Annotated in this window: 22 protein-coding genes; 9 read left to right on the top strand and 13 right to left on the bottom strand. The window is 60.6% G+C overall.

Translation table 11 applies throughout. The annotated features are described in order from the left end of the window. Positions 1-10 precede the first annotated feature (10 nt). Positions 11-1,642, top strand: a complete 1,632-nt coding sequence (locus tag QCD60_RS04365; RefSeq protein WP_279782771.1) for a methyl-accepting chemotaxis protein — start codon at positions 11-13, stop codon at positions 1,640-1,642. 332 nt (positions 1,643-1,974) lie between these two features. Here the strand turns inward: QCD60_RS04365 and moaA are convergent, their stop codons facing one another. The 3 genes from moaA to QCD60_RS04380 form a co-directional block, all read right to left on the bottom strand. Next, positions 1,975-3,042, bottom strand: a complete 1,068-nt coding sequence (gene moaA, locus QCD60_RS04370) for a GTP 3',8-cyclase MoaA (protein WP_279782773.1) — start codon at positions 3,040-3,042, stop codon at positions 1,975-1,977. Between the two features lie 173 nt (positions 3,043-3,215). After that, positions 3,216-3,455, bottom strand: a complete 240-nt coding sequence (locus tag QCD60_RS04375; RefSeq protein ID WP_279782775.1) for a hypothetical protein — start codon at positions 3,453-3,455, stop codon at positions 3,216-3,218. After that, positions 3,452-5,776, bottom strand: coding sequence for a DUF3141 domain-containing protein (locus QCD60_RS04380; RefSeq protein ID WP_279782777.1), 2,325 nt, complete (start codon positions 5,774-5,776; stop codon positions 3,452-3,454). The genes QCD60_RS04375 and QCD60_RS04380 overlap by 4 nt, the downstream gene beginning before the upstream one ends. 231 nt (positions 5,777-6,007) lie before the next feature. Here QCD60_RS04380 and QCD60_RS04385 point away from each other — a divergent pair, with 231 nt between their 5' ends. Then, positions 6,008-6,670 (top strand): TetR/AcrR family transcriptional regulator, encoded by a 663-nt coding sequence (locus QCD60_RS04385; protein ID WP_279782779.1) that lies wholly within the window; start codon positions 6,008-6,010, stop codon positions 6,668-6,670. 16 nt (positions 6,671-6,686) lie between these two features. On the opposite strand, the gene QCD60_RS04390 is transcribed toward QCD60_RS04385, so the two are convergent. The 5 genes from QCD60_RS04390 to QCD60_RS04410 are packed head-to-tail and all read right to left on the bottom strand — an operon-like array spanning position 6,687 to position 14,561. After that, entirely contained in the window at positions 6,687-8,558 is a 1,872-nt protein-coding gene (locus QCD60_RS04390; protein ID WP_279782781.1) for an acyl-CoA synthetase, read from the bottom strand. Then, the gene (locus QCD60_RS04395) at positions 8,551-9,450 is read right to left on the bottom strand and encodes a 4Fe-4S dicluster domain-containing protein (RefSeq protein ID WP_279782783.1); all 900 of its coding nucleotides are present in this window, start codon (positions 9,448-9,450) and stop codon (positions 8,551-8,553) included. The genes QCD60_RS04390 and QCD60_RS04395 overlap by 8 nt, the downstream gene beginning before the upstream one ends. Continuing rightward, positions 9,447-10,424, bottom strand: coding sequence for a fumarylacetoacetate hydrolase family protein (locus QCD60_RS04400; RefSeq protein ID WP_279782785.1), 978 nt, complete (start codon positions 10,422-10,424; stop codon positions 9,447-9,449). Before QCD60_RS04400 ends, QCD60_RS04395 begins: the two co-directional genes overlap by 4 nt. Before the next feature lie 10 nt (positions 10,425-10,434). After that, complete coding sequence (locus QCD60_RS04405; protein ID WP_279782788.1) at positions 10,435-11,601, bottom strand: glyoxalase; 1,167 nt, start codon at positions 11,599-11,601, stop codon at positions 10,435-10,437. Beyond that, positions 11,589-14,561 (bottom strand): molybdopterin-dependent oxidoreductase, encoded by a 2,973-nt coding sequence (locus QCD60_RS04410; protein ID WP_279782790.1) that lies wholly within the window; start codon positions 14,559-14,561, stop codon positions 11,589-11,591. Before QCD60_RS04410 ends, QCD60_RS04405 begins: the two co-directional genes overlap by 13 nt. A gap of 155 nt (positions 14,562-14,716) precedes the next feature. Here QCD60_RS04410 and QCD60_RS04415 point away from each other — a divergent pair, with 155 nt between their 5' ends. Further along, positions 14,717-16,105, top strand: coding sequence for an outer membrane protein transport protein (locus tag QCD60_RS04415; RefSeq protein ID WP_279782791.1), 1,389 nt, complete (start codon positions 14,717-14,719; stop codon positions 16,103-16,105). 153 nt (positions 16,106-16,258) lie between these two features. On the opposite strand, the gene QCD60_RS04420 is transcribed toward QCD60_RS04415, so the two are convergent. Continuing rightward, positions 16,259-16,717, bottom strand: a complete 459-nt coding sequence (locus tag QCD60_RS04420; protein WP_279782794.1) for an Lrp/AsnC family transcriptional regulator — start codon at positions 16,715-16,717, stop codon at positions 16,259-16,261. Between the two features lie 237 nt (positions 16,718-16,954). Here QCD60_RS04420 and QCD60_RS04425 point away from each other — a divergent pair, with 237 nt between their 5' ends. The 6 genes from QCD60_RS04425 to QCD60_RS04450 all read left to right on the top strand — a co-directional run bounded on the left by QCD60_RS04425 (position 16,955) and on the right by QCD60_RS04450 (position 21,910). After that, on the top strand, positions 16,955-17,932 hold the full coding sequence (locus QCD60_RS04425; RefSeq protein WP_279782796.1) for an arginine deiminase-related protein: 978 nt from the start codon (positions 16,955-16,957) through the stop codon (positions 17,930-17,932). After that, entirely contained in the window at positions 17,929-18,957 is a 1,029-nt protein-coding gene (gene astA / locus QCD60_RS04430) for an arginine N-succinyltransferase (protein ID WP_279782798.1), read from the top strand. Before QCD60_RS04425 ends, astA begins: the two co-directional genes overlap by 4 nt. 276 nt (positions 18,958-19,233) lie before the next feature. After that, positions 19,234-19,380, top strand: a complete 147-nt coding sequence (locus QCD60_RS04435) for a hypothetical protein (protein ID WP_279782800.1) — start codon at positions 19,234-19,236, stop codon at positions 19,378-19,380. Beyond that, positions 19,377-20,120 (top strand): ABC transporter ATP-binding protein, encoded by a 744-nt coding sequence (locus QCD60_RS04440; protein ID WP_279782802.1) that lies wholly within the window; start codon positions 19,377-19,379, stop codon positions 20,118-20,120. Before QCD60_RS04435 ends, QCD60_RS04440 begins: the two co-directional genes overlap by 4 nt. Further along, the gene (locus QCD60_RS04445) at positions 20,117-20,989 is read left to right on the top strand and encodes a metal ABC transporter permease (protein ID WP_279782804.1); all 873 of its coding nucleotides are present in this window, start codon (positions 20,117-20,119) and stop codon (positions 20,987-20,989) included. Before QCD60_RS04440 ends, QCD60_RS04445 begins: the two co-directional genes overlap by 4 nt. A 12-nt stretch (positions 20,990-21,001) precedes the next feature. Further along, positions 21,002-21,910: a zinc ABC transporter substrate-binding protein gene (locus QCD60_RS04450; protein ID WP_279782806.1), complete on the top strand. Its 909-nt coding sequence runs from the start codon at positions 21,002-21,004 to the stop codon at positions 21,908-21,910. An 80-nt stretch (positions 21,911-21,990) separates the two neighbouring features. Here the strand turns inward: QCD60_RS04450 and benD are convergent, their stop codons facing one another. The 4 genes from benD to QCD60_RS04470 all read right to left on the bottom strand — a co-directional run bounded on the left by benD (position 21,991) and on the right by QCD60_RS04470 (position 25,802). Then, a complete protein-coding gene (benD, locus tag QCD60_RS04455; protein WP_347950024.1) occupies positions 21,991-22,782 on the bottom strand; it encodes a benzoate diol dehydrogenase BenD in 792 nt (263 codons plus the stop codon). Beyond that, the gene (gene benC, locus QCD60_RS04460; protein ID WP_279782809.1) at positions 22,779-23,807 is read right to left on the bottom strand and encodes a benzoate 1,2-dioxygenase electron transfer component BenC; all 1,029 of its coding nucleotides are present in this window, start codon (positions 23,805-23,807) and stop codon (positions 22,779-22,781) included. The genes benD and benC overlap by 4 nt, the downstream gene beginning before the upstream one ends. A 124-nt stretch (positions 23,808-23,931) precedes the next feature. Further along, entirely contained in the window at positions 23,932-24,420 is a 489-nt protein-coding gene (benB, locus tag QCD60_RS04465) for a benzoate 1,2-dioxygenase small subunit (protein WP_347950026.1), read from the bottom strand. Beyond that, on the bottom strand, positions 24,417-25,802 hold the full coding sequence (locus QCD60_RS04470) for a Rieske 2Fe-2S domain-containing protein (protein ID WP_279782813.1): 1,386 nt from the start codon (positions 25,800-25,802) through the stop codon (positions 24,417-24,419). Before QCD60_RS04470 ends, benB begins: the two co-directional genes overlap by 4 nt. Positions 25,803-26,020: the final 218 nt, after the last annotated feature.

Consider the following 26,020-nt stretch of genomic DNA (forward strand, 5'->3'; position numbering starts at 1 on the left):
GACTACTCCTATGCAACGCCTTATCAGACACATCTCGATCTACAAAAAAATCATGCTGCTCACCGCCTTGATGGCGCTGCTGGTCATCTACACCGCCTGCTACAACCTGCTTACGCTGCACGGCCAGATTCTGGAGGAACGTAAGCTACAGAGTCAGGGGATCGTGGAACAGGCAACCAGTCTGATCGGCTACTACGCCAGCCAGGCGGTACAGGGCAACCTGACCCTGCCCGAGGCTCAGCAGCGCGCCCGAGACGCGCTGAGCGCCATGCGTTATGGCGACAACAACTATGTATTCATCCTGTCCGAGCAGGGCACCTTCGTCATGCACCCGCTGCTGCCGAAGCTGGAAGGGCAACGCCTGAGCGCGGTCAAGGACGCGAAGGGCACGGTGTTTCTGCCCGCGCTGGTCAGCACCGCGCAACAGCAGGGGGAAGCATTCAGCCAGTATTACTGGAGCCGCGATGGCAAAGCGGCCGCCGTACCCAAGCTGACCTACGCCAAGGCGGCACCAGCCTGGGGCTGGGTCGCCGCGACGGGGATCTATCTGGATGATGTCGACAACCTGTTCTGGCGGGAAGCACGCAAGTTTGTTGCCATTCTGCTCGGCGCCTTTCTGGTGATTGCCTACCTCAGCCGCGAGATCAACCTCAGTATCAGCCAGCCTCTGCGTGCGGCGCTGGCGGTGATAGAGCACATGGCCGGTGGTAATCTGACCCGTCGTCTCAACCATCACTCCCGTGATGAACTGGGCCAGCTGAGCCAGCAGCTGGATCAATCACTCGACAGCCTGCAGGCAATGATCTCCGCGATGCATGTGCAGGCACACAATCTGAATCAGAACAGTGCCGAGCTGTCGGCCACGGCGGTGCAGAGCAGCAAGGGTATCGAGCAGCAGCACAGCGAAACCCACCTGCTGGTGACAGCGATGCAGGAAATGGCCGCCACCGCGCTGGAAGTGTCGCAGCATGCCACCAACACCGCACAGACCACGCAGCAGGTCAGCGAGCGTGCCGAAGCCGGTCAGTTACTGGTGCAGAAGAACATTGAACAGATCACGGCGCTGGCCAAAGCCATAGAGGCCTCTGCCACGACGGTCACCATGCTGGAGAAGCAGGGCGAAGAAGTCGGCGTGATTCTGCAGCAGATCACCTCCATCTCGGATCAGACCAATCTGCTGGCCCTCAATGCCGCCATCGAGGCCGCCCGGGCCGGAGAGCAGGGGCGTGGCTTTGCCGTGGTGGCCGACGAGGTACGCACGCTGGCAATGCGCACACGTCAGTCAACCGAGGAAATCACCCAGCTTAACGAGCGCCTGCGTCAGGCCTGTCAGGATGCGGTCGCGTCCATGCATCAGGGCCTGCAACAGGCACAGTGCAGTGTCAGCCAGACAGAGGAAACCAGTGCGCACTTCGAAGTGATTGCCGGCAAAATCAGTGAAATACGCGATATGAATGCGATGGTCGCCACCGCGGTGCAGCAACAGAGCTGCGTGGCGGATGAAATGAGCCGCAGTCTGGTCAGTATCGCCACCATCGCCGAGCAAACGGACAGCGGCGCCAAACACATAGCGCAGCAGAGCCGTCAGGTAGCCCAGAGTGCCGAAACCCTGCAGCAGTGGACCACGCGCTTTAACGTGTAAGCGGTCAAGGACGCCCCCTTCGGCTGGCCAGCAGCCCCTGCCGCCGCGGCCCGGGATGCTGGCTGTCCGCGGTGGTTGTTGACCGCTCGGCCAGGGCCTTTCGACAGCCAGGGGCTTCTCGACACGCCTCTCGGCAAAGCGGCCGGGGCAATGACGACGGTCGAGCGGTTCGCCAGTGATCTGCCACCGGACAAGGCGAAACCCACGCAGGCAGCGGAGTCATACCGGCACCTTGCCAACAGCCCCCCATGGCCGCCGCACAGCCGATCCTGGACGCGCTGTGACATCATAGCCGAGACAGCGGTGCCTCAGCGGCCCCTCAGGGCTTTGCATCAGCCACCTGTCATATTCATAAAACGCAGCAGCTGCGGCTGCTCGCTGAGGGAGAAGTGATGGCGCTCAGGCTTGATGTTCATCGCGTCGATCAGGGCTTGGCGCAGACGCTGTTCATCGCCGGGATAACGACGCACTATCGCTTTGAGATCGACCGCATGTTCGTTGCCCAGACACAGCAGCAGACGCCCTTCCACCGTCAGCCGGACGCGGTTACAGCTGGCGCAGAAGTTATCGCTGTGCGGTGAAATAAAGCCCACCCGGCTCCGTGTGCCCGCCATACGGTAGTAGCGTGACGGACCACCGCTGCTGTCACTGCAGGCGTGCAGCTCGTACTGCTGCTGCAACTGCTGCAACAGCCGGTCATTCCCCAGATAGGTGTGCGGCAGGTGACGGGTGACCACCGCACCGAGCGGCATTTCTTCGATAAAACTGATGTCCATGCCGCGCTGCACGGCATAGTCGAGCAGGTCGCTAAGCTCATCGACATTGCGCCCCTGTAACACCACGGTGTTGAGTTTGATACGCTCAAACCCCGCCGCCAGCGCGCACTCAATGCCCTTCAGCACCTGTTGCAGCTTGTCGCGGCGCGCCATCTCAACAAAGCGCTCTGGCCTGAGGGTATCCAGACTGATGTTCAGGCGTTTGACGCCGGCACGCCTGAGGTCACGGGCGTAGCGGTGCAAGTGCGCACCATTGGTCGTCAGGGTCAGCTCCTGCAACCCCGGCAACGACCCCAGCTGCTCGACCAGCCACATCACATTGGGGCGCAGCAGCGGTTCGCCCCCGGTCAGGCGAATCCTGTTAACGCCCAGCGCAACAAAGGCGCGAGCGATCAGCGCCAGCTCCTCCAGACTGAGAATCTGTGCCCGCCGCAAAAAGGTCGTGTCTTCATTCATGCAATAAATGCAGCGCAGGTCGCAGCGGTCGGTGACCGACAGGCGCAGATAGGTCACACGGCGTCCGAAGCGGTCGACCAGTGCTGGCGTGGCGGCCTGAGTAGCAGCCGCATGGGATGGCGATGGCGATGGCGATGGCGATGGCGATGACGATGACGATGGAGGCATGACTCTTTACTTGTTCCAGATGCCCGCCTCCGTCACGGTTCACACCGTGCATCAGCGACAGCACGCAAGGGTAACGCCGTCGCTGACACCCGGGTGAACAGGTGCCAGTGGCAGCAGACTATAGATGCACTAAGCCGGTGGTCACGCTCGGACAACTGCAAACAGCGGCTCCACTAACAGTTGTTCCACAGCGGCACCCAGGCGCGCAGCCGTTTATCCAGATGTACCTGAGCACAGATGCGCGCCGCCAGGAAGTTAGCTTCCGCCCGTGTCATATCCATTTCGACAATGGCAATGGCATGGGGCTCATCCTTGATCACATCGACCCTGAGGATCGGTGCGAAGGTACCGTAGTCGCGACGAATGTCATCGGCGGTGATGCTGGCGGCCAGCCCTTCTATCACTATTTTCATGTTGCCGTCTCCGTCACAGGGGCGGCATGGGCTGTCCGCGCAGAAGTGAGATCCATGGGGTTCCCCAGTACCGCGCAGATGCGTTTGAACATGGCACGCTGCTGGCGCGTGGGTGGAATGCGTTGCACCCTCTGATCGCTCAGCACACGTTCAAGCACCATCAGCAGACGCTGACGGTCCTGCTGATCGGCAAGCAGCAGCGGCAGGGTGTCGATGGCACCGAGCGGCTCATAGCGGGCAATCAGCTCCTGCTCGCCACTGATGCGTCGCACTTCGGCCGCGGTGAGGTCGGGCAGCAGATCCTGATAGTCAGTCAGTAGCTCCTGTGCCAGTTGCAACCGTGACAAGGGTAACGGCTCATCACGATGTCCGAGCAAAAATGCCACCCGCGCCAGTGCCTCGGCATAACCGCCCTGCGCTATTCTCGCCAGTGCTTGCTTAACGACAGGCAACGCTCGTGGCGTCTGCTCAGGGTCTGGCACAACAGGCGGCTGCCCGCCTTCGCTGGCGACCTGCAGGGGGCCATAGAGGGTGAAGAAACAGGCTTCGCTCCAGGCATCGCGCAACGACTTGTAGCCCTCAAGCAACGCACTCAGCATTTCTGCTCCCTGAGCTTCCACTTCATGCAGTGCGGTTTTCGATGGCAACGGCTGACGCTGGGCGCGTACTGCCGTGGCAGCAGAGGGCAGCCACCCCAGCCAGGGGTTGAGATCAGACAGTAGCCAGCGCTGGCTACGCAGTGGATGCCACATCCGCCCCAGCTCCGCTGACTGGGGTGTGGCCAGCGCCTTTACCCACGGACGGGCAAAGCGCTCATAGAGCTGTTGGTTGACAGACGCAATCTCGGCAGCCACCTGAAAGGGCTTCTCATCCTGCCGCTGATACCGGTTCAGGCGGGCGCTGACTTCCTCCAGTCGCAACGGCTCCAGGCTGACCTCATAGTGGGCCGCCTCCCCCGCCAGCGTATGAATTTGCATGCCGTATAGCCCAGGCGGCAGGGCCTCAATAGCCTCCAGAACCGATGCCAGCTGCTGGCCTTCTTTATTGGCAACCTTGCCAGACACAAAGATACCCAGATGCCCCACATCCTCATGCATCAGACCAACGATAACCTGGCCGCGCGACTTGATTTCTTCGGTACTGCCAAAGACATCACTCACCCAGTTGAAAGCCTGCTGCGGCGGTGTGATGTTGTCCCCTGCCGAGGCAAACACCACGATAGGGGAGGTGATATTGCGCACATCCAGCGCCTGCGGATCCCCCTCAACCGCGCCAGACCACAGGTTATTGCCGACGAACAGCTTCTGCGTAATCCACTCGATTTCTCCGCCGTTGAGCAGATAGTAGCCCCCCCACCAGCGTTCGAATTCGAGAAAACGCTGTGCCTCGCCCTCAATATTGGCCAGCACCTTGTAGTACTTGTCACAGAAGGTATTGGCCGGGTTAAGGTTTTCAAAATTCTGCACCAGCCAGGCACCATCAAAGACGCCTGCGCCAAGATCGGCACACAACGAAGCCAGCCAGGTGCCGCCCAGCAGGCCACCGGCGTAGCGCATCGGGTTATCACCGTCACCGTCGCTCCAGGCGCCGCCCCAGTATGACATCGGTGCTCCGACGATCACGACCGGCCCCACATCATCGGGATTGCTGGCCGCCAGCATCATGGCGGCCCAACCTGCCTGACAGTTGCCGACGACGCCGGGCATCGGCGCGTCGGGGTGGCAGGCGCGGACATAACGCACAAACTCACACTCGGCAGCACAAATATCCGGTATGGTCTGCCCCGGTTCAGGCATCGGAAAGAACATCACGAAATACACCGGGTGACCGGCCTGCAGGGCAACCCCGACCTGAGAGTCTGCCTTGAAGCCACCAATACCGGGGCCATGACCACCGCGCGGATCGATGATGACATAGGGGCGGCGGCCGGGATCAGGGGTCACTCCCGGCGGCGGCAGGATGCGCAGCAAGGCATAGTTCACCGGGCGGGCGAAGGTACGTCCGTCCATCACCATCTCGTAGTCGAACTGCAATACCGGCGGCAGGCCCTGACGTTCGTGCTCAATAAAATGGTTACCGCGCTGACGCAGGGTATCCCAGAACAGGAGGGTGCGCTGTGCCCAGTCCACCGCATACTGGCCGCCTTCCCTCCACAGGGCGGAAGGTGGCAGCGTGGTCAGCTCCGCCAGCGACTGTTCACCGGCCTGCAGCAGACGTCCGCCAAGGCGCTCCAGAGCCACCTCGCTGCGATGCAGCAGGGCGCGGCCGATCTCGTTGGGAAACCTGGGGTTAACCACAGGGCGTGGGGCATGGTCAGGCATTGCGTATTTCCTTTGCTATTCGGGGATCAGGGCCAGAAGCGCAGGTTGCAGCAGGGCAACTGACCAGGGATGGGAGCACCGCATCAACGTCGCCTGTCGATACTGAACACCGGCATCTTAGGCCCGGCGCTGACAATTACCTTGAGCTGGCTCATCTCAAACTGACAAATTAGTCTATTTCGGTTAAGGTCGTGCCTCTGTCTGGACTGCCATCTGCCAAGGACCTTCACTATGACTGCAGACCACCACGATGAACCGGTGAATCACCGCACCCGCGTCGGCCAGCAACGCCGGGAACGTACCCGGCAAAAGATCGTTGCGGCAGCCCTGCGTGTGTTCGCCCGGATGGGCACCGATGCCCCGATGATCGAGGACTTTATCGCCGAAGCGGGCATTTCCCGTGGCACCTTCTACAACCACTTCAGTGCCACCAGCGAGTTGCTGCAGGCCACTATCGAATGGCTGAGTGCCGATATCATCGAATCCATCGAGAGCGAATTGAGTGCCCAGCCCAGCCCCCTGCTGCGCCTGACCGTTGGCCTGCGTTTCTGGCTGGGTAAGGCCGAACAGGATCTGGCCTGGGCGGCTTTTGTCGCCCGCCCGGAGTTCATCAAGGAGCTGCAGTTTGAACCGGTCCGGCGTGATCTGCTGGAAGGCAGACAGAGCGGGCAGTTCAGTTTTCCCAGTGAGCGTGTCGCCTTTGACATGCTGGCAGGCACACTGATTCTGGCCATGCGCAGCTACGTCCAGGGACAGGTGCCCGCTGGCTATACCACTGACATTATCCGCATCACGCTGCAGGGGCTGGGCGCCAGCCCAGCCAGTATCGAGCTGGCGCTGGCCCAGCCAATGCCGGTCATGCGCCGCCCGCCCATGTCACTGCCACCGGCCTGAGGCCACCGTGCCGGGCTCAGTCTGACTCCGCCACGTCGTAGTACAGACTGAAGCCAGACATCAGCTCCCTGACCGCTTCCAGCAGCTGTGAACGCACTGGCTGGGGCGCCATCAGTACGATCCTCACCTGCATCCCATGCACCGGGTGCGGACCGGCCAGTACCTGCCAGTCCGTCGCCGGTGCAAGGCTGGGAGCCAGCAGCGAGGTCAGCACCCGACGGGTAGCGTCATAGCGCAGCTGGGGCTTGAACAGCTTGCCCACGGCCGTCATCGGCAGGCTGTCCACCAGGTAAATCTCCCCCGGTACGGCCGCCCGTTCCGGTATGTGCTGACGGGCATAGGCGATCAGCTCTGCCTCAGGGGTGTCATAGCCCTCGCGTAACACCACATAGGCGACCGGCAACTCACCGGCATAGGGATCAGGCTTGCCCACCGCGGCCACCATCTGCACCGCCGGATGCCCCATCAACGCCTCTTCAATGACCGCCGGATCGATATTGTGACCACCGCGGATGATCAGCTCTTTCAGCCGCCCCGTCAGCCACAGATAGCCGTCGGCATCCTGACGCGCCATGTCGCCGGTATTGAGCCAGTCACCGTCTATCCACAACTTACGGTTGGCCTCTGCCTGCAGATAACCGCGGAAGATATTGGGGCCACGCGCCACCAGCACACCGATTTCATCGACGTCGCAGTCACGCACATAGGCGCCCGCCTCATCGACCATGACCGGTTTTAATTGCTGGTAGGGAATGCGCAAACCGATGGAACCAGGACGCCGTTCACCATCGCGGGGGTTGATGGCGCTGATACAGGTGCCCTCGGTCAGGCCGTAGCCTTCGAGAATGCGGATACCGGTGGCCTGCTCAAACTGCTGGATCAGTGCCACCGGCATCGGCGCCGCGCCACAGATGCCAAAGCGCAGCGATGACAGGTCAGCCTTACCACGCGGCACCGCCATCAGCGCCGAATACACGGTGGGTACGGCGGAGAAGGTCGTCACCCGGTAACGCTCCACCAGCCGCCAGAACTGTTCCAGCATGGCCCGGTTGCGATACCCCGTCGCTCCGGCCAGCAGCACCTGAGCCCCGGCCATAAAGGCGGTAAGGCCGGTCACCACCACGCCGTTCACATGAAACAGCGGCAGGCCGCACAGCAGCGTATCGTCAGGGCTCAGATCCACCAGCAACGTACCGCAACAGGCATTGGCCAGCTGATTGCCGTGGCTGTGCTGAGCCACCTTGGGGGTGCCGGTGGTGCCACCGGTATGGAAATAGGCGCACAGATCATCGCGCCGGATCTGGCGTTCGCTCAGGAGCATGTTGTCCGGCTGATTACCCAGTTCGGTATCGAATGACAGCGTGCCTTCGGGAGGCATGGCTTCGCGTACCAGCAATACCGCCCGCAGCGAGGGCACCTTGTCGAGCACCTGCGCCACCTTATGCCATAACTCCGGCCCGGCACTGGGGCCAACCGTGACCAGCACCTTGCAGGACACTTCATTCAACAGTCTGGCGATCTGCTCACTTTCCAGCAGCGGATTGACGGCATTGACAATACCTGCCGCCTGCCCGCCCCAGAGGGTGAAATGAGTCTGGGGCAGGTTGGGAAGCAGATAAGACACCACATCCTCTGCCCCCACCCCGAGACGATGAAACAGATTGGCAGCACGGGTGACATTGGCGAACAGCTCGGCGTAAGTGAAGGTGATCGCCTCCTCGTCGGCCAGCCCCTGCGGCAGAAAGCGCAGTGCCACGCTGTCAGGCCGGACCAGCGCAGCATGTTTAAAGACGTCGTAGGTGGATTCCAGCCCCTGCAGGCGCAACGATAGGGGAACACTTTCCAGCTGCTCGATATCAGCCAGAGTACGGATGGGGGTACTACGCATGACGGCGCTCCTCCGTGGCCAAAGTAGTTGCATTACCAGCATCGGAGGCCGCCACCGGCAGCGGAATCGCCCCCAGATAAATACTGTCGCCCAGCTCGGTTTCCAGGCTGACCCGGGCAGCCGCAGCATGCTCAATCTCTATGCGATAAAGGCCACTGTCACGCTCAAGCCCACTGAAGCGGAAATCACCGAAGCTGTCGGTCGTGGTTTCGCGCAGCAGATGGCCATTACGACTCAGCCTCACCCGCGCTCCCGCCACACATTCGCTGCGGTGCTGATCGGCCTTGAACACGCTGCCGCCGATAAAGCAGTGGGTATAGCTGGACAGGTGGCGGTAATAGACCCGCGGCTGGGTATCCAGATCGGCCTGCAGTACCTGCAGCTGTTCATCCCTGACCCGCTCCTGCATGACCTTGTCGGTCACCTGTACGGCCTGTATCGCCCCGGTCGGGCAGGCCTGGGCACAGCGCGGCTGGTGCCAGCCCTGATCCAGCAGATGGGCATCGAAGATCCAGATCTGCGGCAGTTCCAGCTCGGCATTCCAGTGCATGGCGCCATAGGGACAAGCCGCCAGCAAATCCTTGCGGCCTCTGGCCAGCTGCGGATCAATGATGACGATACCGTCACGGCGTTTGATCACCGCCCCTTCTCCGGCCGCGACACAGGGGGCCTTGTCACAGTGATTGCACATGGTCGGCAGATGAGCCGTCGCCACCATGGGCGGTTTACCCTCGGCCCGGCTGTGGATACGGATCCAGGCGCCTCCCTGGCGGGGCTGAGGGGCGGTGTAGCCATGAAAGGTGTTGCCGACATGCTCGTCCTGATTGCTTAGCACACAGTTGCCGCAGTTATGGCAACGATCCACATCAATGATCAGGTTCCACTTCTTCATTGTCGCCGCTCCTGCCCCTGCAGGATCTGATGCCGCTGCTCACCCAGATCAAGCAGCCCGTCATCGGTGCGGATCGAGGCCGTCATCTCATCTCCCGGCTGCAGATAGCGCGGATTGCGCAGCTGAGCCTTGAGGAACACCGCCCATTTACGGCGCTCCGACATCAGGGCCTTAAGTGCCCACAGCAGCACCTTGCTGCTGGGGGCTTTCGCTGCACATCCTGCCGGTGTGCCGGTGGCCAGCAGATCGCCGGGAGCCATGTCGTGGATGGAGGACAGCTCGGTCAGCGTCTGCTCTGGCCGGTAGATCATCTCCCGGCAGTAGCTGTCCTGACGCACATCGCGATTGACCAGCAGACGCAGGTGCAGTTCACCGAGCCTCCGCCACTCTTCCACGGTAGGGAACAGCAGGTAGGGGCCGACGGGGGCAAAAGTACGGTAGCTCTTGCCCTTATAGAACTGCGCCTGCGGCAGCTGCACATCGCGGGCGCTGATATCATTGACGATGGTCAGAGCGGCGGCGTACTGGTGCAGGTTGCCCTGATCCACACGCACCGGGCCGTTGATATGACGTCCTACCACCACCCCCAGCTCCAGTTCATAGTCGAGCAGGCGCACATGGTTTGGCCTGATAATGCCGCCATAGGCGGCGGTGATGGACGAAGGCGCCTTGGTAAACAGGGTGTTAAACGGCAGTTTGGCAGGATCCATCCCAGACTCGCGCACATGGCAGCGGTAATTCAGCCCCTGACAGAGAAACTGCTGATTGGTCGTTACCGGCGACAAGATGGACAGCTCCGCACGCTTATAAACGGCATCCTCGACGCGCAGAGCACGCGCCTCCTCCATCCCCCGCTCGATCAGCTCACCAGTGGTGGCAAAGCGTGTACTCAGCGGTGCGACCTTGTCGCCAAACAGTACGCCCCAGGCAGGCTCCGCACCGGCATGACTAAAACGAATAACGGTAAGTGCCATGGCAAACTCCTCACTTCATCCAGGGCCGGGCTGGCGCAGACAGGGCTGCACCCATTTGTTTAAGTCGCGCCAGACTGAGCTTGCCGCTCCACAACAGACGCAAGGCTCGCCATACCGTAGTCAGACTGGGTTTGGGCAACATGTGAGGAGGGACATCGTCACCCCACATCCACACCCCGGCAGCATTCATCGGGCTATAACGCGGTGCATAGTCGGCGGTGAACACATCACCATCGGCGTAGTGCTCATGTTCGGCACCGTAGGGGTCAAACCAGTAGTCAAACAGCTGGCTTCCCAGCGAATGACGACCGATACCCCAGGCGTGCTTCCAGTTGCGCGAGCGCAGGTACTGGGCGCTCTGTCCCAGGGCATCAAGATCCTGCACTTCGTAGGCACTGTGCTCGTAGCTGTTGGTCAGCCCGCCGGCGATCACCACACTGTGGTGGTCAGCAGGCAGATCACCACGGTCAAAGCGGAAGAAAATCAGATTGGGTGAACCATCCGGCAGATACAGCACGTCCGTTGGCAGCAGGCCGAAATGGCGCATATACCATTCGGTCAGGCCAGCGAAATCGGTGGTCTGGAATACCACATGGCCCAACCGGGCGACCTTGGCCGGGCCGAAGGATGGCCGTACCGTGGCATTAACCCGTGGCGTGGCTGTCGGGGTATTGGCCGGTAAACGAGGCTCCTGCTCAATCATGCATGCGCGATGCTGGCGACCGGCCAGGACCCATACCTCATGGCCCAGAGGATCGGTCAGCATAACGGCCTGCCCCCCTCCGGGAATATCGAGCTTGGTGGCACGACGCGCGCCGGCCTGTTGGACCAGCCGCTCCAGCCCGGCCGCATCAGTCAGCTCGAACCCCAGCCCGACAAAACGCGCCTGACGACCGCGCCGTACCACATAGCAGCATGCCTCGCTGGCACTGGCGCGCAGGTACATCACATCGGCATCACGACGAATCAGCTGCAGGCCAAAGTCCAGCAGAAAGCGCTCGCACTGATCCAGATCAGGCCGCTCAAAAATCAGGAATGCCAGTGCATCCGCCTTCACCAGCGCGGCCGGACGCTTTACCGGCTGGACGAAGTCCGGGCGCTGCGGCTCCGGCCATTCGGGCAGGACCGAAGGGAAAGGCTTGTCATCTGTGTTGCTGTTGTTATTCAGACTGGACATGCGGAAGTCTCCATCCATTTTTCTATTTGCACCAGACAGCTGCTGGACGCCATGCCAGAACTGCCCTTGACGATGGGTCGTGGCGAGGTCAGCAGATTGACGCAACCGCCACGGTCAATAGTGCCGCCCTTGCCATCGGCAATGGGGTCATACACGGCGCTGGACTCGAAGGCCTTGAGGATGCCGGGGGCTATCAGCGGGGTGATGTCGGCGGCACAAAGCACCGCCCCCCGCTCATTGAACACCCGTACCAGATCATGCTGGCCGATGCCGCGCGCCGCTGCATCCTGCGGGCTGAGGCGCAGTGGCCAGTAGTAATAGCCCTGCTTGAGGATGCGATGGTCGCTGAGATCATTGATAAAACTGCCCTTGCCATCGCTGTAGGTATGGAAGCTGTAACGTGGATGGCTGGACAGCAGCTGCAACGGGTACTGACTAAAGCGCTGACCTGCGGCAGGTCCTTCCAGCGATGGCAGATAATGATTGAGGGCTTGCCGCTCAGGGTTGTCGGTGCCCGCGCGCTGCAGCGTCTGCGCGACAAACTCCAGCTTGCCGGACGGCGTTTGCAGGCCCTTGCCGAAGGTGTCGGCATACTGGGATGGCAGCGGCAGGGGCTCCGGCACATCCTTGGGTTTGTCTTCGGCAAACCAGCGGAAATAGGCTGGCTCACGCTGCGCCTCAGCGGCGGGCGGCACGACGAAATAGCCCTTCTTGAGGAAGGCCTGCCAGCTGATATGGTTAGGCAGATCAGACGAGTCGAATACCCGCTTACACCAGTCCAGCTCACTGCAGCCTTCCGAGAACACCGCCCCCAGCCCCAGACGCTGAAGGATCTCCAGAAATATCTGGTAGTCCGACTTGGACTCACCCAGCGGTTCGATGCACTTGTGCTGCATCACAATCATGCGGTGGTTGAGCTGCTCCTGAATATGGTGGCCATAGGCCCCGGCCCCCGCCCATTCACCGATATCCCAGCGCTCCAGCATGGTACAGGCCGGCAGAATGATGTCGGCAAACTGGGTCTCGCCTTCGTGCCAGATGGACTGGTTAACCACGAACTCCAGCGACTCATGGCGATAGGCCTCAACCATGCGCTGGGAGTTGGCCATGGTGCCAAAGGATGAAGCACCGTAGCGGTACAGCATGTGTACCCGCGAATGCCCCGGCAGCGGGTAGTGGAACGGCACGAACTGCGCCTCCAGCGAGACGCCATCCCAGCTGTAGCCGGTACTGTGGCCATCGATGATGGCATCAGCCAGTTTCTGCCGGGGAATCATCTGCTTGATCGGGTTCATGCTCAGCACATGAGGCATGCGGTTGTAGTTGCTGATAGCCGCGGCGGTCCAGTGCAGATCACCGGAAATCCCTCCCTCGGCATAGCCGGGGAAGTAGAAGGTCATGTCCAGCGGTGTGGCGGCCTGCAGATTGCCGAAGTTGATCCCCGGCTTACCCCAGCCCTGCATCGCCATCAGCAGAATCATCGAGCGGGCCCACTGCGTGCCAGTGGTATTGCGGCCTGCGCCTCCCAGCCCCTGCCCACCGCCACCGGCAGCCAGATAGGTCTTGCGCTGTGCCCACAACCGCGCCAGTGCCCGCACGTCCCGGGCAGGTACGCCGGTTTCAGCTTCCTGCCACTCCGGGGTCTTGGCCACGCCATCGGTTTCCCCCAGCAGGTAGGCGCGCCATTCCTCAAAACCGGTGGTTCGGGTGGCAACGTAGTCGTGGTCATAGCTGTCTTCGTTGATCCACACATTCATGATCGCCAGCGCCAGCGCCGAGTCACTGCCGGGGCGCAGCGGAATCCAGCGGCCGCCGAGCAGCTGTGCGGTGGGGTTGTAGTGCGGATCAATATGAATGAATTCGATGCCCAGTTCCTTGGCCCACAGCCGGCGCTCGGTGCCCTCGAAGCCGGCGTAGCAGCCGCTGGTGGTCTCCGGGTCACTGGACCAGAACACGATCTGTTCGCACGCCTTCAGGCAGTCTTCGACCAGCCCATAACCGCCGGGCGTACCCAGACGCATGCTGTTGCCGTAGTGATGCTGCGCGCCCCAGTACCAGCCTTCCCAGCTGTCGGGGTTGAGGTGGACGCGGGTATAACCGATCAGGTTGCCAAAGCGCTGCAACGCCGACAGGTAGTAGCCGACATTGCCCCACTGATGATGTGAACTGTGATAGATCGCCACGGCACCCGGCCCGTGCTCACGCTTCATCCGTTTGATTTCACCGGAGACGATGTCCAGCGCCTCATCCCAGCTGATGCGCTCATAACCGGAAATACCGCGGTTATGCGGATTGCGCTCGCCATTGGGATCAAAATCCACCCTTTTCATCGGGTACAGCAGGCGGTTCTCAGCATCCACCATCGAGCGCAGAGCCAGCGCATGTGGGCTGACCGTGGCGATACGCCGTGGGCTGAAACGCCGGCCCCGGGCCTGAATGGTCCAGCTGGCGGCGTCGTCACGCTGCAGGTCAATCGGAGTGGTACGCACAATGCGGCCGTCTTTGACATAGACAAACAACGGTCCGCCATTGGTGTTGGTGGTATAGCGCACGGTGCCGTCACGCTGCGCCATCCCCATGGTCAGCGAGGCGGTCTGCAGACGATTGAGCAGCTGCATAAACCACACCACCAACGGATCCTCGCCCGCCACCGTGACTTTGAAGTGCTTCGCCGCATGGACGATCTTGGCCTGATCCGCCGGAGGTTTGACAAACTCCAGCGCCGTGGCCACGTCATGAAAAGCAATGCTGACGTCAGCAGCAGGGTGCAGACCTGCTGCCGAGCTGACCTTGCCACCACGCAGGCAATAGTGACGGGCAATGCTGCCATCCTTCAGGCGTATCTGTGCAATCAGATTGCGCGATTTCAGTTGTTGGCGGAATTCGGGACTGCGAAGGGCTGTCAGTCGAATCGCCGCTGTCAGCCCAAATAGAATGCTTTTCAACAGCGTACGTTTCATGGAGACCTCGTTGTTGTCGTTATTGTGCTGCTTCCTCCTGTCATCCTCTTTAAAATAAACACAAATGTCAATTTGACATTTTAGTTTAATATGATGATATAGAGCGACGGTAGCACAACAAAAACAAGTGAGAGGTAACCGAGGTGAAGCGACCCATGATGAGAGTGGGTCTGGCGCTACTGGCGTCAGGCATGACGATGTCCACCGCCAGAGCGGCGGGTTATCAGTTCGATGTGCAAAGCGTCAAAGCTCAGGGCAGCGCCAATGCCAACGCCGCCGAGGCTGCCGACCCTGCGACGATCTTCTACAACCCGGCAGGACTGACGCTGCTGGAAGGTACCCAGGTGATGTTCGGGGGCACAGCAGTGGACCCCCATTCGACGTTTCATTACGACACCGTCACAACGGGCAGCGGCCAGCCAGCGTCACCCACCGATGGGGGGGGCAGCTTTGCCAAAAAGGCCGCCATTCCCCATGGCTATCTCTCCAGTAAAATTAATGACCAGCTGACGCTGGGGCTAGGTGTGTTTGTGCCCTTTGGGGCCAAGATTGGCTACGACGATCATTTCGCCGGCCGCTATTACGGAGAATCGATTGACTTTAAATCCCTCGCGATCAATCCATCGCTGGGCTACAAGATCAATGAGCAGAACAGTGTAGGGATCGGTGTCAGCGCCCAGTATCTGAATGTCAAACTGGGCAACAGTGTGGACACCATGTCGGTGGCCTATGGCAGTTGTCTGGCAGGCGGAGGCACAGCCGCCCTTTGTTCCGCCGCCGCCGCAGGCTACGCCGGACAGCCTGATATTCAGGCACATGTGACCGGCAGTGACTGGGGCTATGGCTTTAACCTTGGGTATCTGTTTACCCCCAGTGCACAGACCCGCATCGGCCTGGCTTATCGCTCCCATATCGCGCAAAAACTGGAGGGACGGGCCAGCTACCGGGTCTCCGACACCTTGCCGGGGGGGACAGCATCAGCACTGAATGCGGGCATCAACACCGCCATGGCAGACAGCCGTTCGACCACCTACGTCACCACGCCGGAAACCGTATCGCTGAACGCCTATCATCAGCTCAACGCGCAGTGGTCCATCATGGGTGACCTTACCTGGAACCGGCAGAGCCGGATGCAGCAGGTGCAGATCAACATGCCCACAGCACAAATTCCAGATCGCAAGATCACCTACAAGAGTGCCTGGCACAACAGCTGGCGCGCCTCGCTGGGTGCCAGCTATCAGCTTGATCCGCAGTGGACACTGCGCGGCGGCTATATGTACGACCAGACCCCGGTCTCCGCGGCCAGTTACGCAATGACGATTCTGCCCGATGCAACACGCCAGCTGTTTTCCGTCGGCGCCAGCTATCGCATCGATGCCCACAACACGCTTGATCTGGCCTACAGCTATCTGAAACTCCGTGAGGCGGCGGTCAACCGCAGTGATGATGACTATGACAGCAGCAATGGCAGCCCGGGCACGCTGCAAGGTAGCTACCACACCCATATGAACTTGTTCGGCTTGGGTTACGTGCACCAGTTTTGATTACCAGCGCCTTAACGAAGAGGAACAGACACACGACACAGACAGCAGATAGTGGTCAGACTTGGACGAGTAAAGCGCTCTTGAATTTTCCTTTGGCAATCTAGCCAGCCCGACTGCCCACCTGCAGGCCGGGCTTTTTTCTCCTGCATTCGCTCACTTCACCTTCTGCATTTCCGGCGCGCTGACGATGCGCTCGATACGCAGGCTTTCATCTGCCAGCCAGACATTGCTGAGCTGGTGATAGGCCGTCATGTCGTTACAGCGCAGCCGCAGGATGTAATCAAACGGGCCACTGACCAGCCAGCAGTCGAGTACATCCGCCCGCCGCGCCACTTCCGCCTCGAAAGCACACTGCGCCGCTCGCCCGCTCTGGGTTTTCAGCGCCACCTGCAATTGCAGAATCAGCCCTTTGGGTTCAGGCGTAATGCTGATCTGAGCGCTGTAGCCGCGGATAATGCCTGCCCGCTCCAGCTTGCGTACCCGCTCCTGACAGGGCCGGGGCGTCAGGTTGACCTGTTCTGCCAGCCGCTGATAGCTGATCCGCCCGTCACGCTGCAGGATGTCGAGAATCTTCTGATCGATACGATCCAGTTTAATGGCGCTGTCCGTCATGAGTGGTCCTGTTCTTGTTGTTGTGCTGCCAGATAGCGCGGTACTGACAAGGAGCGGTCCCTCGTCCCCTACTCTGCGGCAATGCCCGCCCCGCCTGCCCCACAGCGGAATCCGCTGTACCGGCATCAGAGTTTGCCGAAAACCAGCCGTACCCCACAGCCAATACAGCCAGTTTGCCCCGCAGGCTTTACGCACAATAGCGGCAGTTTGATGACCGCTTCGCAGGAGTTCCGCGCCATGCCCGTCACTGTCCCTCATACCGCTGTAGTACGCCCGCAGCCCGATCCGCAAACCACACATCAGGTGCTGATGGTGCGACCTGCGCGCTTCACCGCCAACCCGGAAACCCTGAGCAGCAACGCATTTCAGCACCCCGCCGGGGATGCTGTCATGGTGCAGGTCTCGGCGCTGGAAGAGTTTGACGCCTACGCAGAACAACTGCGTCGTGCCGGTATTCAGGTCACCGTGATTGCAGACTGTCACGAGCCGCACACACCCGATGCCATCTTCCCCAACAACTGGTTCAGCACTCACACCGATGGCACGCTGGTGCTCTACCCGATGGAGGCGGCCAATCGCCGTCTGGAGCGGCGCCCGGCCATTATCGGGCAGCTGCAGCAGCAGTTTCAGGTGCACAGCGTGCTCGACCTCAGCCCCTTTGAGCTGCAGGGCAAGTATCTGGAAGGCACCGGTTCGCTGGTGCTGGACCGCCAGCAGCGCATTGCCTATCTCTGTGCGTCGTCGCGCAGCCATCAGCAGGTGCTGAACGTCTACTGTGAAGCACTGGGCTACCGCGCCTGCTGGTTCAATGCCACCGATGCTGCAGGCAAGGCGATTTATCACACTAACGTGATGATGAATGTTGGCAGCCAGCTGGCGGTGGTCTGTCTGGACGCTATCCGCGATGCCGGGCAGCAAGCGATGGTGCAGCGGACACTGGCAGACAGCGGCAAAACCGTGCTGCCCATCAGTCTGGCGCAGAATGCCCACTTTGCCGGCAATATGCTGGAGCTGCGTAATCGGCAGGGCCTGCCGGTGTTTGCCCTGTCACGCCGGGCATGGCAGTCCCTCAGCCCGCTGCAGCAGCAGGTGCTGGCTGCACAGGGTGAGCTGGTCATCGCCACACTGGATACCATTGAAACACAGGGCGGGGGCGGCGCCCGCTGCATGCTGGCCGAACTCTTCCTCAGCCGCCGGCAAGGAGCGGCAGCATGATGTTCGTTCGCCCAGTTGCTCGCGGTGATATGCAGGCGCTGCTGAAACTGGCCAGCAAGACCGGCGTCGGTTTTACCTCACTGCAGCCAGATGAAAGCAAAATCCGTGAGCGGCTGTTACGGGCCGAAGCCACGCTGCGTGGCGAGCTGGAGCCCGCCGATCAGGGCTATCTGTTCGCCCTCGAAGACAGCGCCAGTGGCAAGGTAGTGGGGATCTGCGGTATTGAGGTCGCGGTGGGCCTGAAGGAACCCTGGTACAACTTCCGCCTCGGTAAACTGAGCCAGATGTCGCGTGAGCTGGGGGTCAATCAGCAGCTGGACGTGCTATTTCTGTCCAACGATCATGCCGGTTACAGCGAACTCTGTACCCTGTTCCTCGACCCGGACTGGCGCCACAGCCGTAATGGTCAGCTGCTGTCGAAGTCGCGCCTGCTGTTTATCGCAGCGTTTCGCCAGCGCTTTGCCCGCAAGCTGGTGGCAGAAATGCGCGGTGTGTCCGATGAACAGGGCAATTCGCCGTTCTGGGAAGGCGTCGGCCGCCATTTCTTCAATATCGACTTTGCCCGCGCCGACTACCTGACCGGCATCGGTGAAAAGACCTTTATTGCCGAGCTGATGCCGCGCTTTCCGGTGTATATCCCGTTACTGGTCAGCAGTGCCCAACAGGCCATCGGCAAGGTGCACCCGCACACCACGCCGGCCCGCGCGATGCTGGAGGCAGAAGGTCTGCGCTACGAAGGCTATGTGGATATCTTCGATGGCGGTGCCACGCTGGAAGCCTATATCGATGAGCTGCGCATCGTCCGTGACAGCCGTCTGTATCGCTGTAAGCACCGTGACGATGTGCCATTCGGCAAGGCAACACAGCCTTATCTGCTGAGCAATGAGTCCGAGTGTGGCTTCCGCGTCATTCTGGCGGAGCTGCCCTCGGCGCTGGAGACGCTGCCCCTGACCTCATCGCAGCTGCTGACCCTGGGTATTGAGCCGGGTGCCATGGTCAGGAGTGTGCCGCTTAGTCCGTGCTGAAAGGCGAACAACTGATATAACGCCAGAGCACTTTGAACATGTTCATGATCTGCGGCGCATCGGGTAGCCTGACTGCCCGGTGCGCCTTTTTCTTGGCGGCCCTCGCGTACATCCACCCTCCCTGACCCCACAGCTGCGACACGCAGCCCCTCCACAACTCGTCAGTTCTTCAGCTCAGTACCACGGTGGCAACTTCCTTGTTTGTGCACGCCCATTGCTGATAATGTTATGTCATAACATTTTATTCACTTGGCATTTGTCACCTGCGAGTTGTCCATGTCGTTGCTTTCCCTGTCGCGGTTTTCCCTATCACTGTTTTCAGTCTCCCCCTTAGGCTGGTCCAGCGCACGCCGTCTGCTGCTGGCCAATGCGCTACTGGCCGTACTGTGGCTGCTGGTCGCCTGGGCGGTCAGCCTGCCATGAGTGCGCTGGTTCTCGATGACATCACCGTCGCCTATCAGCGTCATCCGGCGGTGCACCATATCAGCGGCGAATTCGCCAGCGGTAGCCTGACGGCCATTGCCGGACCGAACGGCGCCGGCAAATCGACCCTGCTGAAGGCCATCATGGGTGAAGTGCCACTGGCCAGCGGCAGGATTCACTACGGCCTGCATCAGCAGCGCGATATCGGCTATCTGCCGCAGGCCGCCGCCATTGACCGGCAGTTTCCGCTGACCGTGGCGGACACTGTGATCATGGGAGCCTGGCGCACACTGGGCGTCCACCGTGCGGTGACGCAGGACGTGGCTGAACAGGCGCGCAATGCCCTGCAGGCCGTGGGGCTGGCCGGTTTTGAGCAGCGCCCTATCGGTTCGCTGTCGGCAGGCCAGTTCCAGCGCGTGCTGTTTGCCCGCCTGCTACTGCAGGATGCGCCGATTGTGGTGCTGGATGAGCCCTTCACCGCCATCGACAGCCGCACCACCCACGATTTGCTGCAGGTCATTCTGGGCTGGCACCGTCAGGGCCGCACCGTGATTGCGGTGCTGCACGACTTTGAACAGGTCCGTCAGCACTTCCCCTCGACCCTGCTGCTGGCCCGCGAAGCCATTGGCTGGGGTGATACATCCGCCGTGATGAGCCGCGATAACCTGACCCGCGCCAAGGCCATGGCCGAAGCCTGGGATGAAGGGGCCAACGTCTGCCAGCCGGAGGTATCGGCATGAGCCTGCACGAGTTGCTGATTTCGCCCTTTGCCGATTACGGTTTTATGCGCCGCGCGCTGGTCGCCACCCTGGCGCTGGGCCTCGGCGCCGCTCCCATCGGGGTGCTGCTGATGCTACGGCGCATGAGTCTGGTAGGCGATGCCATGAGCCATGCCGTACTGCCCGGTGCGGCGCTGGGATTTATGTTCGCCGGTGGGCTGTCGCTGCTGTGGATGGGGCTCGGCGCACTGTTAGCCGGGCTGCTGGTGGCGGTGCTGTCAGGCATCATCAGCCGTACCACGGTGCTGAAGGAAGATGCCTCCTTCGCCAGTTTCTATCTGGTCTCGCTGGCGCTCGGCGTGCTGCTGATCTCGCTGCGCGGCTCCAATATCGATCTGCTGCATGTGCTGTTCGGCACTATTCTGGCCATTGACAGCCCCGCCCTGTGCCTGATTGCAGGCATCACCAGCCTGACTCTGCTGGTGCTTGCCGTGGTCTACCGGCCGCTGGTGATGGAATGTTTCGACCCCGGCTTTTTGCGTGCAGTGGGTGGCCGTGGCCCCTGGTATCACCTGCTGTTTCTGCTGCTGGTGGTGCTCAATCTGGTGGCCGGTTTTCAGACCCTCGGCACCCTGATGGCCGTCGGCATGATGATGCTGCCAGCAGTGATTGCCCAGCTGTGGGCGCGTACGCTGGGGGCGATGCTGCTGATTGCCACTCTGTCTGCAGCGCTGTCGGGCTACCTTGGGCTGCTGCTGTCTTATCACCTGAATCTGGCCTCCGGCCCCTGCATCATCCTGACCGCGGCGCTGCTATATGGCCTGTCGCTGCTGTTCGCCCCGTCCGGCGCCCTGCGCCGCTTCTTCCCACTTCCCCACCTGCGTAACTGATGGAGTTTCGTTATGTCCAAACCCTTGCTGATGCTATCCACCGGCCTGCTGTATTCAGCGCTTGCACTGGTCAGCCAGAGCACACTGGCGGCCACGTCGGCGCCGGAAATCAAAGTGGTCGCGAGCTTTTCCATTCTGGCCGATGTGGTCAGGCAGGTTGGCGGCAGCCATGTGCAGGTCACCAGTCTGGTGCCTGCCAATGGTGATCCCCATGAGTTCGAGCCTTCTCCCGCCGATGCCAAAGCACTGAAAGAGGCCAGGGTCACCTTCCTCAGCGGTGAAGGTCTGGAAAACTGGTTCAGCCGTCTGGCCAAAGCCTCGGGCAGTAACCAGCAGCCAGTGGTGGTGTCCGATGGCCTGACGACCCATACCTTTGAAGAGGACGGCAAACAGGTTACCGACCCCCACGTCTGGAACAGCATTCCCAACGTGCTGCACTGGGTCAGCAATATCGAACAGGCGCTGGCCAAGGCGGATCCGGCGGATGCCGCCGACTACAAAGCCAATGCCGAGCGTTACAGTGCGCAGCTGAAAATGCTGGATGGGCAGATTCGTGCCGAGCTGGGCACCATTCCGGCAGACAAGCGCAAGGTGCTGACCAGCCATGATGCCTTCGGCTATTACAGCCTGGAGTACGGTGTGAGCTTCCTGTCGCCGCAGGGCCTGTCGACCGAGACCGAAGCCTCCGCCAGCGATGTGGCCAAGCTGATTGAGCAGATCCGACAGGATGGTATTAAGGTGTACTTCTTCGAGAACTCCAACGATCCCCGCCTGATCAAACAGATTGCCGACGCCACCGGCGCGCAACCCGGCGGTGAGCTGTATCCTGAATCGCTGTCAGATGCATCGGGCCCGGCCCCCAGCTATCTGAAAATGATGAGCTACAACACCGAGCAGATTCTGAAAACGCTTAAACCGTAAACGCAAAAAGCCATCGCCGAACACCCCGGTTCGACGATGGCTTTGCACCTTCTGTCTGTTATCACCCCAGCGGCACAGGTTTACCCCAGATCACCACCGGCGACCGGCAGTATCGTACCGGTGATATAGCTGGCGTCGTCAGAGGCCAGAAACAGAATGGCAGCGGCCTGTTCATCCAGCGTACCGTAGCGGTGCATCAGGCTGGTCTGTACGGTCTGGTCGATCAGCTGCTGATACCACTGCTGCTCCTGTGCCGTCGGTACCTCATTGTTACGCGGAGTCAGTCGCGGCGGCGCTTCGGTGCCACCGGGCGCAGTGGCGTTGACGCGAATGCCGTACTCGGCGTACTCAAATGCCAGCGCTACGGTCAGTGCATTGACGCCGCCCTTGGCTGCCGCATAGGGCACGCGGTTGACGCCACGGGTCGCCACCGAGGAGACATTGACGATGGCACCGCCCTGCTGCTCCAGCATCAGGGGTAAGACGGCCCGGCAGCACCAGAGGGTGGGGAACAGCGAACGCCGCACTTCCTTCTCGATCTGTTCCGGCTGGTAATGCTCATAGGGTTTGGCCCAGATGGTGCCGCCAATGTTGTTGATCAGCACATCCAGCCGGCCGAAACGTGCTTTAGCCTGCGCCATGATGTCGCTGGCCCCTTCCCAGGTTTCCAGATCCGCCTGCAGCGCCAGCACCTCAGTGCCCTGTTGCTCTAACTGGGCAGCGACGGTGTGAATATGATCAGCGCGATCCACCAGCACCAGACGGGCACCTTCACTGGCAGCCCGTTCAGCACTGCGCAGGCCAATACCCTGCGCGGCACCGGTAATCATCATGACCTTGCCGGCGAAGCGGGGGCGGGACGTCATAGTCATGCGATTTTCTCCTGTGCCGGGGCCGCACTGGCGGCAAACTTCTCGTAGTGGAAGGAGGCAGGCTGAATCCCCTGCTGACGGAACCAGCCGGTGACCGCATCCACCATCGGTGGTGGACCGCAGAGATAAACATCCACCGCGCCGTCATTGAGGGCAGCGCCTTCCATATGCTGGGTGACGTAGCCCTTGCGCGGGTGGTCGCTGTCGGCATCCGCCACGCAGGTGGCATAGCTGAACCAGCCATGCTGCGCGGCCATGGCCGCCAGTGCATCGACACAGACCAGATCCATATCGCGGGTGACGCCGTAGATCAGGTGCACCGGCTGCTCACAGCCCTGCTCCGCCAGCAGCTTTAGCATCGCCAGGAACGGTGCCAGCCCGGTCCCCCCCGCCAGCATCAGCACCGGGCGCTGCACCGGGCGCAAATAGAAGCTGCCCATCGGCCCGGTCAGCGTCAGCTGATCACCCACTCTGGCCCGCTCACTGAGATAGCCACTCATCAGCCCGCCGGGCACATTGCGAATCAGAAAGCTCAGCTCGGCACTGCCGGGCCGGGAGCTGAAAGAATAGGCCCGCATGCCCTGACTGCCGGGCACCTGAATGCTGACGTACTGACCGGGCAGAAACGCCACTGACTTTTCTGCCTGAATAAACAGCTCCAGCGTGGTATCCGAAGGGGCGTTAACCGCGGAGACCGTACCGGCGAAAGGCTCCGGGGCCGTCTTGCACAGGGTGGATGCGGCAGGGACGGCCACCACACAATCGGATGAAGGCACCATCTGGCAGGTCAGCACCTTGCCTGCGGCGGCTTCGTCCTCAGTCAGGGCGTCTTCCAGATACTCTTCCCCCATGTCGAACTGACCCTGCTCACAATGGCATTTGCAGGTGCCGCAGACGCCATCAGAGCAGTCCATGGGCAGATTGATCTTATGGCGATAAGCCGCATCCAGTACGGTTTCGCCAGCGTTGCAGGCAATGAAACGGGTCACCCCGTCCTCGAAATTGAGAGCAATGGTGTAGCTCATGATACGGCTCCCCCGGCATGGTGCTGCTCACCGGCTCGGCAGTGCAGCAGCAACAGCAGTGTGATTGGCGTGTGAGGTGCAGGTTCCCTCACTTAACTCTGATGGCACTTAAATCTGATGACACTTAAAACTGATAGATGTCGATGACCTGGTGGATGTAGTCGTTGTTCAGCACCACCTTCTTGCGCCTGATCAGCGGCTCTCCGCCACTGAGGTCGAGGGTGTAGAAGGAGGTGCCAAAAAAGCTGCTGGTCTGCCGGTAGCGATGGCTGAGGGTATGCCAGTTGAAACGCAGCTGGATCTGCTGGGCGTCGGCCTCAAGCACTTCCAGATTACTGATCTGATGGGTGGTACGCGGCTCCGGCATGGTAGCGCCGGAGCGTTCGGTCCTGATGCGGTAGACGCGGTCTTCCAGACCATCCCGATTGGGATAGAACACCAGTGAAATTTCACTGTGCGGGTCAGAGGTCAGCTGGTCATCATCGTCCCAGGCGGGCATCCAGAATTCGACCTCGGGGTGATAGCAGGCAAGCCACTGATCCCATTCACGGTCATCCAGCAGGCGTGCCTCGCGGTAGATAAAGGCCTGAATATCCTGATAGTTCATGCTCATACCTCCTCACCGCGGGTGGACTCGCTGTCTGTAGCAATCAGCCGGCTGCGTTCGCTGGCAATGGCCTGCAGCATCTCATCGCGCCAGTGCAGGTGATGGTGCACATACAGCCCTTCATCTTCCGGGCAGGCGCCGCTCATCAGCGGTTTCAGATCAATAGACCGGGCATCTTCATCGGCACCGTCAATCCAGTGCACTGCCCCACGGCTCATGTCATTCCATGGCAGGCCCGCTGCGCTGTAGCCCTGCTGACAGCCACGGAACTCTTCCAGATCATCCGGTGTGCCCATGCCACTGACGTTAAAGAAGTCTTCGTACTGGCGGATACGGCGACGGCGGTTCTCTGCCGACTCCCCTTTGGGCGCGAAGCAATAGATGGTGATTTCCGTCTTGTCGACAGCAAGCGGACGCAGCACCCGGATCTGGGTGGAGAACTGGTCCATCAGGTAGACATTGGGATACAGGCACAGGTTGCGGGTCTGGTTGACCATCAGGTCAGCGCGGGCTTCGCCGAATGTCTGCTGCAGGCGTTCGCGCTGGCTGTAGACCGGCCGCACGCTGGGGTTGAGCAGACGGGTCCACAGCATCATGTGGCCGTTTTCAAAGGAGTAGAACCCTCCCTTTGCTGACCAGCTGCGGGCGTCCACTGCTTCGGTGCCGCCCTTGTCATAATTGCGGTGGCCCATGGTCGACAGATAATTCCAGTGCACCGTGCCGACATGATAGCCATCGGCGCCGTTCTCCGCCGTCAGCTTCCAGTTTCCGTCATAGGTGTAGGATGAGCTGCCGCGCAGAATCTCCAGACCTTCGGGTGCCTGATCAACAATGTTGTCGATCACCTTGGTGGATTCGCCCAGATACTCTGTCAGCGGCATCACATCGGGATTGAGGCTGCCGAACAGAAAGCCGCGGTATGACTCGAAGCGTGCAACCCGTTTGAGATCGTGGGAGCCATCGGTGTTGAAGCTTTCAGGGTAGCCGCCTTTTTTCTGGTCGCGCGCCTTGAGCAGCTTGCCACCGTTGTTGAAGGTCCAGCCATGGAAGGGGCAGGTGAAAGAGGTCTTGTTGCCGCGCTTGTGGCGGCACAGTGTGGCACCGCGATGAGAGCAGGTGTTGAGCAGCGCATTGAGCTGGCCCTTGGCGTCACGGGTAATGACCACCGGCTGACGGCCAATATGGGTGGTGAAGTAATCGCCGTTGTCGGCAATCTGGCTTTCGTGAGCCAGATAGACCCAGTTGCCCTCAAAGAGGTATTTCATCTCCAGCTCAAACAGTGCCTGATCGGTGAAAATGGCCCGGTTGCAGCGGTAAATCCCCTGCTCGGCATCGGCCACGACGGCACTGCGTACGCGCTCTTGCAATTGATCGAGTTGCTGTTGCATCACTCTCTCCTTTCTCTGCATATTGCAATGATTATATTTTTTCTATTGCACTATCGGAGCAGCACTTATTTAAGCAGGCAATAAAACGCAATTGGCTTTCAATATCGCCAATAATTCACACATTAATTTCGATCAATAGTAATTCACGCCTGTCTTTATATGGCACGGCATTATTACCTAATTAATGTGGTGTTATTTACCCTGACTCTGGCCGATCC

It is taken from the genome of Pokkaliibacter sp. MBI-7 (assembly GCF_029846635.1).
GTDB lineage: Bacteria > Pseudomonadota > Gammaproteobacteria > Pseudomonadales > Balneatricaceae > Pokkaliibacter.